This is a genomic window from Pseudomonas fluorescens (assembly GCF_002837185.1).
Lineage (GTDB): Bacteria > Pseudomonadota > Gammaproteobacteria > Pseudomonadales > Pseudomonadaceae > Aquipseudomonas > Aquipseudomonas fluorescens_AM.
This window is the reverse complement of the sequence record NZ_KZ477985.1, coordinates 251,103-262,528: the sequence shown is the minus strand read 5'-3', so window position 1 is coordinate 262,528 and position 11,426 is coordinate 251,103. Positions and strand designations below refer to the sequence as shown.

10 protein-coding genes and 1 other RNA gene are annotated in these 11,426 nt (G+C 61.7%); 2 read left to right on the top strand and 9 right to left on the bottom strand.

Annotated elements, in window-relative coordinates; genetic code table 11:
- The 9 genes from mraY to rsmI form a co-directional block, all read right to left on the bottom strand.
- A complete protein-coding gene (gene mraY, locus CIB54_RS01325; protein WP_101218252.1) occupies positions 1 to 1,083 on the bottom strand; it encodes a phospho-N-acetylmuramoyl-pentapeptide-transferase in 1,083 nt (360 codons plus the stop codon).
- Positions 1,083 to 2,453, bottom strand: coding sequence for a UDP-N-acetylmuramoyl-tripeptide--D-alanyl-D-alanine ligase (locus CIB54_RS01320; protein ID WP_101218251.1), 1,371 nt, complete (start codon positions 2,451 to 2,453; stop codon positions 1,083 to 1,085). Before CIB54_RS01320 ends, mraY begins: the two co-directional genes overlap by 1 nt.
- Entirely contained in the window at positions 2,446 to 3,909 is a 1,464-nt protein-coding gene (locus tag CIB54_RS01315; RefSeq protein ID WP_101218250.1) for a UDP-N-acetylmuramoyl-L-alanyl-D-glutamate--2,6-diaminopimelate ligase, read from the bottom strand. The genes CIB54_RS01320 and CIB54_RS01315 overlap by 8 nt, the downstream gene beginning before the upstream one ends.
- Positions 3,909 to 5,651, bottom strand: a complete 1,743-nt coding sequence (locus CIB54_RS01310) for a peptidoglycan D,D-transpeptidase FtsI family protein (RefSeq protein ID WP_163001703.1) — start codon at positions 5,649 to 5,651, stop codon at positions 3,909 to 3,911. Before CIB54_RS01310 ends, CIB54_RS01315 begins: the two co-directional genes overlap by 1 nt.
- Positions 5,651 to 5,944, bottom strand: a complete 294-nt coding sequence (gene ftsL, locus CIB54_RS01305; RefSeq protein ID WP_057724615.1) for a cell division protein FtsL — start codon at positions 5,942 to 5,944, stop codon at positions 5,651 to 5,653. The genes CIB54_RS01310 and ftsL overlap by 1 nt, the downstream gene beginning before the upstream one ends.
- Complete coding sequence (rsmH, locus tag CIB54_RS01300) at positions 5,941 to 6,888, bottom strand: 16S rRNA (cytosine(1402)-N(4))-methyltransferase RsmH (RefSeq protein ID WP_065892620.1); 948 nt, start codon at positions 6,886 to 6,888, stop codon at positions 5,941 to 5,943. The genes ftsL and rsmH overlap by 4 nt, the downstream gene beginning before the upstream one ends.
- Positions 6,885 to 7,340 carry a division/cell wall cluster transcriptional repressor MraZ gene (gene mraZ / locus CIB54_RS01295; RefSeq protein ID WP_004371993.1) on the bottom strand — a complete coding sequence of 152 codons (456 nt, stop codon included), beginning with the start codon at positions 7,338 to 7,340 and terminating at the stop codon, positions 6,885 to 6,887. Before mraZ ends, rsmH begins: the two co-directional genes overlap by 4 nt.
- Positions 7,341 to 7,694: 354 nt before the next feature.
- Positions 7,695 to 8,048: RNase P RNA component class A (gene rnpB / locus CIB54_RS01290), an RNA gene on the bottom strand.
- A 96-nt stretch (positions 8,049 to 8,144) separates the two neighbouring features.
- Positions 8,145 to 9,050, bottom strand: coding sequence for a 16S rRNA (cytidine(1402)-2'-O)-methyltransferase (gene rsmI, locus CIB54_RS01285; protein ID WP_162515417.1), 906 nt, complete (start codon positions 9,048 to 9,050; stop codon positions 8,145 to 8,147).
- A gap of 176 nt (positions 9,051 to 9,226) precedes the next feature.
- On the opposite strand from rsmI, the gene CIB54_RS01280 reads away from it, so the two are divergent.
- Together CIB54_RS01280 and CIB54_RS01275 are read left to right on the top strand one after the other, a co-directional pair.
- Positions 9,227 to 11,038 (top strand): penicillin-binding protein activator, encoded by a 1,812-nt coding sequence (locus tag CIB54_RS01280; RefSeq protein ID WP_101218249.1) that lies wholly within the window; start codon positions 9,227 to 9,229, stop codon positions 11,036 to 11,038.
- Positions 11,038 to 11,409 carry a YraN family protein gene (locus tag CIB54_RS01275; protein WP_065951648.1) on the top strand — a complete coding sequence of 124 codons (372 nt, stop codon included), beginning with the start codon at positions 11,038 to 11,040 and terminating at the stop codon, positions 11,407 to 11,409. Before CIB54_RS01280 ends, CIB54_RS01275 begins: the two co-directional genes overlap by 1 nt.
- Positions 11,410 to 11,426: the final 17 nt, after the last annotated feature.

Here is an 11,426-nt window from a genome sequence, read left to right as displayed (position 1 = left end):
CTACCTCAGTTTCAGGGTGGCAAGGCCGACCAGTACCAGAATCACGGTGATGATCCAGAAGCGGACGATCACGCGTGGCTCGGGCCAGCCCTTGAGTTCAAAGTGGTGGTGAATCGGCGCCATGCGAAATACGCGGCGCCCGGTCAACTTGAAGGAAGCCACCTGGATGACCACCGACAGGGTTTCCATCACGAACACACCGCCCATGATGAACAGCACGATTTCCTGGCGCACGATCACCGCGATGGTGCCCAGTGCCGCGCCCAGCGCCAGAGCGCCGACGTCGCCCATGAACACCTGCGCCGGGTAGGTGTTGAACCACAGGAACCCCAGGCCGGCGCCGATCAGCGCGCCGCAGAATACGATCAGCTCACCCGCGCCCGGTACATAGGGAATCAGCAGGTATTCCGCGAATTTCACGTTACCCGACAGGTAGCAGAAGATGCCGAGGGCACCGCCCACCATCACCGTCGGCATGATCGCCAGGCCGTCGAGGCCGTCGGTCAGGTTCACCGCGTTGCTGGAGCCGACAATCACGAAATAGGTCAGCACCACGAAGCCGATGCCCAGTGGAATGCTGGCGTCCTTGAGCATCGGGATGATCAAGGTGGTCTCCACGGCGCTTGGCGCGGTGGTGTACAGGAAGATCGCCGCCCCCAGGCCGAATACCGATTGCCAGAAGTACTTCCAGCGGCTTGGCAGGCCCTTGGAGTTTTTCTCGATCACTTTACGGTAGTCATCCACCCAGCCGATGGCGCCGAACAGCAGGGTCACCAGCAGCACCACCCACACATAGCGGTTATGCAGGTCAGCCCAGAGCAAGGTGCTCACGCCGATGGACGACAGGATCAACGCACCGCCCATGGTCGGGGTGCCGGACTTGGACAGGTGCGACTGCGGGCCGTCATTGCGAACCGATTGACCAATTTGCAGGTTCTGCAGGGTGCGGATCATCCACGGCCCCAGGAACAGCGACAAACACAGCGCGGTCAGCACACCCAGGATCCCGCGCAGGGTCAGGTACTGGAAGACCGCGAAGCCTTTGTGGAACTGTTGCAGATACTCAGCCAGCAGCAGCAGCATTAATGTTTCTCCGTACTTGAGCCACACAAGGCTGCGACGACGTTTTCCATCACCGCGCTGCGCGATCCCTTGATCAAAATGGTTGTGTGTGTGTCGTGCTCGGCCGCAGCCAACGCCTGGATCAATTCGGCCTGGGTCGCGAAATGTCGCGCGCCGGAGCCGAAGGCGTTTACCGCGTGAGCCATGTTCGGGCCGACCGCGTAGAGCGCGTCGACTTTACCGGCGGCATAGGCGCCGACTTCGCGGTGGCCTTGCTCGGCCCAATCGCCCAGTTCGCCGATATCGCCAAGCACCAGCACTGTGCGTCCATCGAAGCCGTTGAGCAGATCCACGGCGGCATTGATGGAAGACGGGTTGGCGTTGTAAGTGTCATCGATCACGCGCATGCCATTACTGGCCAATTGCGCCACGGTGCGCCCCTTGACCGGCTGCACCGCGCCCAGGCCTGTGGCGATGCCGAACAGCGACACACCCAGGGCGTGAGCGGCAGCGGCGGCGGCCAGCGCGTTGGCGACGTTATGGTTGCCCAGCAGGTTCAGTTGCACATGCTCATTGCCTTGCGGGGTATGCAAGGTGAAGGACGGGCAACCCCGCGCATCGACAGTAATAGTGGAGGCGTGGAAATCGGCCGCGGCGTTCAGCACGGCAAACGTCAGCACCTTGCGACCGGCGGCACGTGCACGCCAGGTCTCGAAAGCCTTGTCATCCAGATTCAGTACAGCGGTGCCCGAAGCGTCGAGGCCTTGAAGAATTTCACCCTTGGCTTCGACGATTTTTTCCGGGCCGCCGAACTCACCGACGTGGGCGGTACCGGCGTTGTTGATAATCGCGACGTGGGGCTTGGTCAGCGCCACGGTGTAGGCAATCTCGCCGATGCGTGAAGCGCCCAGCTCGATCACCGCCGCCGTGTGTTCCGGGGCCAGTTCGAGCAGGGTCAGCGGTGCGCCGAAATCATTGTTCAGGTTGCCACGGGTAGCGAGCACCGGCCCGCGCGTGCGCAGTACACCGGCCAACAGCTCTTTGACAGTGGTCTTGCCACTGGAACCGGTGACGGCGGCAACCGACTTGTCGAAAGCGGCGCGATTCAGCGCGCCCAGTTGGCCCAGGGCCAGGCGCGTATCGGCGACCAGCAACTGCGGCAAGGTGGCGTGCGCCACTTCGCGTTGCACCAGGGCACCCACGGCGCCTTTGGCGGCGACTTCGTTGAGGTAGTCGTGGCCATCGAAGCGCGGGCCTGCGAGGGCGACGAACAACTGGCCCGGCTTGATATTGCGGCTGTCGATACTGACGCCGTTGAACGTGCAATCGCTGGACAGCACACGGGCGGACAACGCCTGGGCCAGTTCGCTGAATGTCATCGCCTTAAGCATGGGCGACCTCCCAGGCAGTCAAGGCGCGATCCGCCTCGACCAGATCGGAAAAGGCATGGCGCTCGCCGTTGATTTCCTGGTAATCCTCATGCCCCTTGCCGGCCAGCACGACCACGTCATCCGCGCTGGCGCTGGCGATCAATTGAGCGATGGCTGCACCGCGACCGGCCACGAAGGTGACGTTGGCGGTGTTTTTGAAGCCCTCGCGGATATCGTCGAAGATTCGCCCCGGGTCTTCGCTGCGCGGGTTGTCGTCGGTCACCAGCACGCCGTCAGCCAGGCGCTCGACAATCTCGGCCATCAACGGGCGCTTGCCGCGATCGCGGTCGCCGCCGCAGCCGAACAGGCACAACAGCTTGCCCTTGGCATGCGGGCGCAGCGCCAGCAGGACTTTTTCCAGTGCATCAGGGGTGTGAGCGTAGTCGACCACCACCAGCGGTTGCGTACCGCCACCCAGGCGCTGCATGCGACCGGCCGGGCCTTCCAGCTTCGGCAGGACCTTGAGGATTTCGTCGAGGGCGTAATCCAGGCCGAGCAGCGCGCCGATAGCAGCGAGCACATTGCTCAGGTTGAAGCGACCGAGCAAGGTGCTGCGCAAATGGTGTTCGCCCTGAGGCGTGACCAACGTTCCGCGCACGCCTTCGTCATTGAATCGAGCCTCACGGCAATACAGGTAAGCACTGGAATCTTCCAGGCTGTAGCTGATCAGGCGCGCTTCGCTGTCTTCGGCAGCCAGCTGGCGGCCGAACGCGTCGTCGAGGTTGACCACCCGACACTTCAGATCATTCCAGGCGAACAGCTTGGCCTTGGCGGCGGCGTACGCCTCCATGGTGCCGTGGTAGTCCAGATGATCCCGGGACAGGTTGGTCATCACGGCCACGTCAAACGCCAACGCCGTGACGCGACCCTGGTCCAGACCATGGGAGGAGACTTCCATGGCAACCGCCCTGGCACCGGCCTTTTTCAGGTCGGCCAGGGTCGCTTGCACGGCAATCGGATTCGGCGTGGTGTGCAGGCCGCTTTGCAATGCCCCATAAAAGCCGGTGCCCAGGGTACCGACGATGCCGCAATGCTGACCCAGCAGGTCCAGCGCCTGGGCGACCAGCTGAGTCACGCTGGTCTTGCCGTTGGTGCCGGTCACGCCCACCAGGTTGAGGTGGCGGCTCGGCTCGCCATAGAAGCGCCCGGCAATGTCGGACAGTTGGGCAGCCAGGTTCTTCACCGGAATCAACGGCACATCGGTGATTGGCAGCACGGTGGCGCCGTCCACTTCATAAGCCACGGCGGCGGCGCCACGCTGCAGGGCATCGGCGATATGCGCACGGCCATCGAATTTGCCACCGGGCACCGCCAGGAACAAGTCACCGGCGCGTACAGTACGGCTGTCCAGGCTCAACTCGCGGATCAACAGATCGCGGCCGGCATGGGCAAAAATCTTGTTCAGGCTAAGAGACATCAGCCGCGCCCTCCATTGGCTTTTACGGCGGCTACCGGCGGTGCGGCGTTCGCCTGCTGGGTCGGCGGCAGATTGTCCGGCGTGATATTCATCAGGCGCAGGGTGCCGGACATCACTTTGCTGAACACCGGCGCCGAGACCAGGCCACCGAAGTAACCGGCTTTGCTCGGTTCATCGATCACCACGACGATGGCGTAGCGTGGGTCGCTCATCGGGCCGAAACCGGCGAACAGCGAGCGATAGGAGTTTTCCGCATAACCCTTGGTGCCGACCGAGGTTTTACGCGCGGTACCGGATTTGCCGGCCACGTGATAGGCCGGCACCTGGGCGCGGAATACGCCACGCGGCGCCTCGATCACTTGTTGCAGCATGCCTTGCATGGTCTTGGCGACTTTTTCCGGAATTACCTGGGTGGCTTTCGGCGCTTCGTCGACATGGATCAGGCTCAGCGGAACCATGCGGCCGTTATTGGCCAATACAGAGAAAGCATGGGCCAGCTGGATCGCGGTCACCGACAAGCCGTAGCCGTAAGACAGCGTGGCGGTCTCGGCTTTTTTCCAGTCGCGGTAGTTCGGCAGGTTACCTACGCGCTCACCGGGGAAGTCGAGCCCGGTGGGTTGACCCAGGCCGATTTTTTGCGCCAGGTGGTAGATGGTCTCGCCGCCGATATCGAAGGCGACCTTACTCATGCCTACGTTACTGGAGTTGATCAGGATGCCTGTCAGATCCAGCACCGGGCCCTCGGTGCGAGACACGTCACGAATGGTGTACTTGCCCAACTGCAGCGTACCTGGATACACCTCGACCTTGTCGCTGGGCTTCCAGCGTCCGGTTTCCAGGGCGGCACTCATGGAGATGGCTTTCATGGTCGAACCGGGCTCGAACACGTCGATCATGGCGCGGTTGCGCATCATCGCCGGTTGCAGGTTGCGACGGTTGTTCGGGTTGTACGTCGGCTGGTTGACCATGGCGAGGATCTCGCCGGTCTTCACGTCCATGATCACCAGGCTGCCGGCTTTGGCGCCGTTCTCGATGATCGCGTTACGCAGTTCGCGGTTGGCCAGGTATTGCAGGCGCAAGTCAATCGACAACGCCAAGGGCTTACCGGCCTTGGCGTTTTTGGTGACCTGTACATCCTTGATCAGTCTGCCGCGCCGATCCTTGATGACCTGGCGCTTGCCGGGCACCCCGGCCAGCCATTCGTCATAGGCCAGCTCGACACCTTCGCGGCCATGGTCATCGATATCGGTAAAACCGACCATGTGCGCAGTGGTTTCCCCGGCCGGGTAGAAACGACGAAATTCCTCGATGCCATAGACGCCGGGGATTTTGAGGTCGAGCACTTGCTGACCCTGCTCAGGGGTGAGCCCGCGAACCAGGTAGATGAATTCTTTATTGGCCTGGGCTTCCAGGCGCTCGGTCAGCGCTTTGCGGTCCTGCCCCAGGGCCGCGGCGAGTTCGGGCCACTTGTCCTTGGCAACCTGCAGTTCCTTGGCGTTGGCCCACAGGGTGGTCACCGGCGTGCTCACGGCCAGGGGCTCGCCGTTACGGTCAGTGATCAGGCCACGGTGCGCGGGAATCGGAATATGTCGCAAGCTACGGGCATCGCCCTGGCCGATCAGGAAGTCACGGTCGACGACCTGCAGGTCGAAGATCCGCCAGACGATCGCGCCCACCATCAATGCCAGCAAGCCGAGCATCAGGCGGAAGCGCCATGGATAGAGTGCGCCCTCGAGCTTCATCATGGCGCCACCATGCGAACGTCGGCAGCGCCCGGAATGTGCATCTTCAGCTGTTCGGTGGCCAGCACTTCGATACGGCTATGGGCCGTCCAGGTGCTCTGCTCCAGGATCAACCGACCCCATTCCGCCTGCGCCTTGTCGCGCACGCTCAACTCCCCATAGAGGGTATTGAGCAACTGACGATTCCAATGCGCGCTGTAGGACACCGCAATCGCGGACACCAGCACGCCGACAAACAGCAGCAACATAAAGAAGCTGCCGCCCGGCAGGGGTTTGGCGAAAAGCTTGCTCACCGCAACTTCTCCGCGACGCGCATGACGGCGCTACGGGAACGTGGGTTGGCCTTGAGTTCGGCTTCGGAGGCGAACTGCGCTTTGCCATGGATTTTGATTTTCGGCACAAAGGCTTCGAAACGCACCGGCAGATTGCGCGGCAGGTTGTCCGATTCGCCCTTGACCAGGCGACGCATGAACAGCTTGACGATGCGGTCTTCCAGGGAATGGAAGCTGATCACCACCAGGCGACCGCCCACTTCCAGCGCCTCGAGGGCAGCCTCGAGGCCGGCCTCCAGATCGCCCAATTCGTTGTTGACGTGAATGCGCAAGCCCTGGAACGCACGGGTCGCCGGGTTCTTGCCCTTCTCCCATGCCGGGTTGGCGACCTTCAGCACTTCGGCCAGGTCAGCGGTGCGTTCGAATGGCTGGATCTCGCGGCGCTCGACCACGGCGCGGGCCATGCGGCCGGCGAAACGCTCTTCACCGTATTCCTTGAACACCCGGGCGATTTCTTCCACTGGCGCGGTGGCGATGAACTGCGCGGCGCTGACGCCACGCGTCGGATCCATGCGCATGTCGAGGGGACCGTCGTTCATGAAGCTGAAGCCGCGCTCCGGGTCATCGAGCTGCGGCGAAGACACGCCCAGGTCGAGCAGAACCCCGGCCACCTTGCCCGCCATGCCGCGCTCGGCGACTTCGGCGCCAAGCTCCGCAAAGCTGCGCTGCACAACGACAAAGCGGCCGTCTTCGGCCGCTAGCGCTTGCCCGGTGGCAATCGCTTGAGGGTCTTTGTCGAACCCGAGGAGTTTACCGTTGGGCCCGAGCTGGCTGAGTATCAACCGACTGTGCCCGCCCCTGCCGAAGGTGCCATCCAGATAGCAGCCATCCGCGCGTACGGCGAGAGCCTCAACGGCTTCGTCAAGCAGTACGGTGATGTGGTTAAAGCCGCTATCAATAGTCACAGGATCAAATCACGCAGTTCATCAGGCATGGCGCCCGGTTGTTGAATAGCAGCCAGGTCAGCTGCAGAAACAGCATCCCAGGCATCTTCGTCCCACAATTGGAACTTGTTCAGTTGGCCTACCAGCATGGCGCGCTTGTCGAGCCTGGCGTATTCGCGCAAACGCGGAGGTACCAGGAAGCGACCGCTGCCATCGAGTTCAAGGTCGACGGCATTACCGATCAGCAAACGCTGGAGGCGGCGGTTTTCTTCACGCAATGAAGGCAGCGCACGCAACTTGGTTTCGATCAACTCCCACTCGTCGAGGGGGTAAACACATAAACAAGGGTCAACAGCGTCAATCGTGATGATTAACTGCCCTGAACTTCGCGAAATGAGCTCGTCACGATACCGGCTCGGCATGGCGAGACGGCCTTTTGCATCGAGACTGATAGCGTTAGCTCCGCGAAACACAGATGCGTTTCTCCAAATTTTAGCGTTTTACGTTCAAAAAACCCACTTTGTGCCACTTTCCGCCACTTGCGCACACTATAGGAATGCGCCCACCACACCGTCAAGGCGCGGATAGCAGGAAAAGCCTTACAGAACGGAGATTTACGAGCGTAAAGAGAGGAGAAACCCGACTTCAGCGTTGTTTTTGACTCAACAAGCGCAGATAACTCAAAGAGCTGAGGCTCAAAGTTAAAGTGATTTATTAAGAGTAAGATTTTTTTGGTATTACGAAGACGCATCTGCCAATGATTTGGCAGGGAGGGATTCTTGCGTTACTACCGGTTTCTGCCCGAGGTTCGGACGGAAGGAAAAAAGGTGGAGAGTCGATCTGTAAGCCGGGTTCTGTCTTGAACAGTCATTCGTCTACGATGGCCATCACTGGACATCTTTAGCAACCTACCCGGTCCCAGCGCGGGCCACGCCTTGGGACCCTATTTGGTCTTGCTCCAAGTGGGGTTTACCTAGCCACGAACTGTTGCCAGTCGTGCGGTGCGCTCTTACCGCACCTTTTCACCCTTACCGGCACCGAAGTGCTTAGGCGGTTATTTTCTGTGGCACTTTCCGTAGGCTCACGCCTCCCAGGCATTACCTGGCACTTCGCCCTATGGAGCCCGGACTTTCCTCCCCCCCCTAATTTTCATAGAGGGCAGCGACTGTCCAATCGACTCTCCGCCGCGCAGGTTAACGGCACCACGGCCTCAGGACAAGTATTAAAAGCGCAGCATTGCCATCACGTTCGGACGAAACACCGGCCCGGCCCCGGAACTATTCGGCTTTCTGTTTATCGAGCGCGGCTTGATACAACACATTCTTGCGCACCCCGGTAATTTCCGCCGCGAGGGCGGCAGCGCGTTTGAGCGGCATTTCCTTGAGCAGCAAATCTAGGATGCGCATGGCTTCGCTGCCGACCGCGTCCTCACTCTCTGGAGCGGTCCAACCGGCCACCAGCACTACGCACTCCCCACGCTGCTGATTGCTGTCGCCTTCGACAAACCCACGCAGTTCTTCCAGGGGCAGGCCCTTGAGGGTTTCAAAGGTCTTTGTCAACTCACGCGCCAGCAGCGCCAGGCGTGCGCCGCCGAACACCAGCTCCATATCCTGCAGGCATTCCAGGATGCGGTGCGGAGCTTCGTAGAAAATCAGGGTGCGCGGCTCTTCCTTCAACGCCTGGAGACGGGCGCGACGCCCTACCGTCTTGGCGGGCAGGAAGCCTTCGAAGATAAAACGGTCCGACGGCAAGCCGGCTGCAGATAATGCGGCGATCAGCGCGCACGCGCCCGGAACAGGCACTACATTGATACCAGCGGCGCGCGCCTGGCGGACCAGATGGTACCCAGGGTCGGAAATCAGCGGCGTGCCCGCGTCGGAGATCAGCGCAATATCATCACCTGCCAGTAAACGGGTGATAAACCGGCTGCCCTCCTCGCGCTCGTTGTGTTCATGGCAGGCCGCCAGTGGCGTGCTGATTCCAAAATGCTGCATCAACCGTTGGGAGTGCCGCGTGTCTTCCGCCGCGATCAATTTAACCTCGCGCAACACCTTCAATGCCCGGGCACTGATGTCGTCCAGGTTGCCAATGGGCGTCGCCACGACAAAAAGCGAGCCTGCAGTGGAATTCAAAGGACCTGGAGCAGTCAAAACGCACACCTCGATGATTGGCAAAAGCCACATTGTAGCGCGTCGACGCGCTGAAAATATGCCGTCACGGCGGATGTCGTTTCAGCCATTGTTAGCAACTGGCAACAATTGCACGATCTAAATCCACGGTTTCACGCCACGAACATCGCGCCTGAGCCAGTGCTTGGGTACACTTCCACGCTAATTTGATCGGTATCAGGAACACTTACATGATCGCTTGCCTGCGGCTGCTCTCCGCCCTCTGCCTCGCTGCCTTGCTGGCCGCTTGCGCCAGCTCGCCCTCGTCCAGCCTTGGCGACCTGCCACGCACGCCGGACGCCAGTATCGAGCAACTGCTCGAACAGGCCACCTCCGCCAGCACGCCGGAAAAGGCCGCATTGCTGCGCCTGAGTGCGGCTGACCTGGCCTACCGGCAGAACAATCCTGGCCGTTCCTCGCAGATCCTGGCCCAGGTCCCCCTGAATGTTCTGAAGCCGGCCGCGCAAATATTTGCCAGCACCCTGGCGGCGGAACTGGCGATGACCCGCAACCAGCCCAAGGCTGCCTTGACGGCGCTGGACCACCCCAGCCTGCAAAGCCTGAGGGAGCTGCCGGCCGATCAGCAGGTCCGCACCGGCACCGTGCATGCCCGCGCCTATGAAGCCGACGGCCAGACCCTGGCTGCGGCGCGCGAGCGTGTCGCCATGGCGCCTCTGCTCAGCGGTGACGCTGCCAACAGCAACCACGAAGCGATCTGGGCGCTGATTGCCGCACTGCCGGCCGAGCAGCTGCAAGCGACCGGCAACCCGACGCTGGACGGCTGGATCACCCTGGCCCAGGCGGTCAAGGGCGCCGGCACACTGGAACAGCAGCAAACCGCCATCGACACCTGGCGTGCGCGCAACCCGGGCCATCCGGCGGCTGTGCAATTGCCGACGCCGCTGACCAAACTCAAGGAACTGGCCAGCCAGCCGCTTAACAAGATCGCCCTGCTGCTGCCGCAGGAAGGCGCCCTGGCGTCAGTCGGCAAAGCGTTGCGTGAAGGCTTCATGGCCGCTCACTACCAGGCCGAACAGGCCGGGCAGAAGCCGCCGGTGATTGAGTTTTACGACAGCTCGCGCCTGACGTCCATCGACGACTTCTATGCCAAGGCCCAGGCCGCCGGCGTGCAACTGGTCGTCGGTCCGCTGGAAAAGCCGCTGGTCAAACAGCTCAGTGCTCGCCCGCAGCTACCGATCACCACCCTGGCGCTGAACTACAGCGAAACCGATCAAGGCCCGGCGCAACTGTTCCAGTTCGGCCTGGCAGCTGAAGACGAAGCCCGTGAAGTGTCGCGCCGCGCCCGTGCCGACGGCCTGCACCGCGCCGCCGCCATGGTGCCCCGTGGCGAATGGGGCGAGCGCGTGTACAAAGCGTTCCGTCAGGATTGGGAAGCCAACGGCGGCACCGTCATGGGCGTCGAGTATGTCGATCAGCCGGTAGCGCTGGCCCAGCAGATCGCTGACCTGTTCCAGCTGCGCAAAAGCGAAGGCCGCGCCAAGAGCCTGCAAAGCACCGTCGGCACCGACGTTGCCGCCCAGCCGTCGCGTCGCCAGGACATCGAGTTCATCTTCCTGGCCGTTACCCCGCAACTGGCCCAGCAGATCAAGCCGACCCTGAACTTTCAATACGCCGGTGATGTGCCTGTCTACGCAACGTCCCACGTATTCAGCGCCAGCGGCGACCGCAACCAGTACCTGGACATGACTAACGTGATGTTCTGCGAAACCCCTTGGTTGCTCAACACCACCGACCCGCTGCGCAACCAGGTTGCCGCACAGTGGCCGCAAGCCAATGGCAGCCTGGGCCGCCTCTACGCGATGGGCGTCGATGCCTATCGCCTGGCGCCACGCCTGGGCCAGCTCAAGGCGTTGCCGGACACCCGGGTCGACGGCCTCTCCGGCAACCTGGGCATCGGCGCCAACCAGCGCGTTGACCGCCAGATGCCTTGGGCGAAGTTTGTCGGTGGCGAAATCCAGCGACTGCCGGACACCCCACGCTGATGCCCGAGCGGTCCAGCGCACAAAGCGGCAAGGATGCCGAACACCAAGCGTTGAGCTACCTGCAACAACAGGGTCTGCGCCTTCTGGCGCAGAACTGGTTATGTAAACGCGGTGAGCTTGATCTGGTCATGCTTGACGGCGATACAGTAGTATTCGTCGAAGTCCGCTACAGAAAACACGCACAATGGGGTGGCGCGCTCGCCAGTATCGATGGGCGCAAGCGTCAGAAGCTGATACTCGCCGCGCAGTTTTTCCTGCAAAAAGAGCATCGCTGGGCCAATTCCCCCTGCCGTTTCGATGTGGTTGCCATGGAAAGCACACCGTCGGGCCCTGCTGATCTGAACTGGCTCAAAGATGCCTTCGACAGCTGACTCACCCGGCACCTTCA

Bases quoted from the DNA above. Each gene is read 5' to 3' on its own strand.
- CIB54_RS01280 (WP_101218249.1), top strand. From the start codon at position 9,227: ATGATCGCTTGCCTGCGGCTGCTCTCCGCCCTCTGCCTCGCTGCCTTG.
- mraY (WP_101218252.1), bottom strand. From the start codon at position 1,083: ATGCTGCTGCTGCTGGCTGAGTATCTGCAACAGTTCCACAAAGGCTTC.
- rsmI (WP_162515417.1), bottom strand. From the start codon at position 9,050: ATGTGGCTTTTGCCAATCATCGAGGTGTGCGTTTTGACTGCTCCAGGT.
- CIB54_RS01315 (WP_101218250.1), bottom strand. From the start codon at position 3,909: ATGTCTCTTAGCCTGAACAAGATTTTTGCCCATGCCGGCCGCGATCTG.
- CIB54_RS01310 (WP_163001703.1), bottom strand. From the start codon at position 5,651: ATGAAGCTCGAGGGCGCACTCTATCCATGGCGCTTCCGCCTGATGCTC.
- CIB54_RS01320 (WP_101218251.1), bottom strand. From the start codon at position 2,453: ATGCTTAAGGCGATGACATTCAGCGAACTGGCCCAGGCGTTGTCCGCC.
- CIB54_RS01275 (WP_065951648.1), top strand. From the start codon at position 11,038: ATGCCCGAGCGGTCCAGCGCACAAAGCGGCAAGGATGCCGAACACCAA.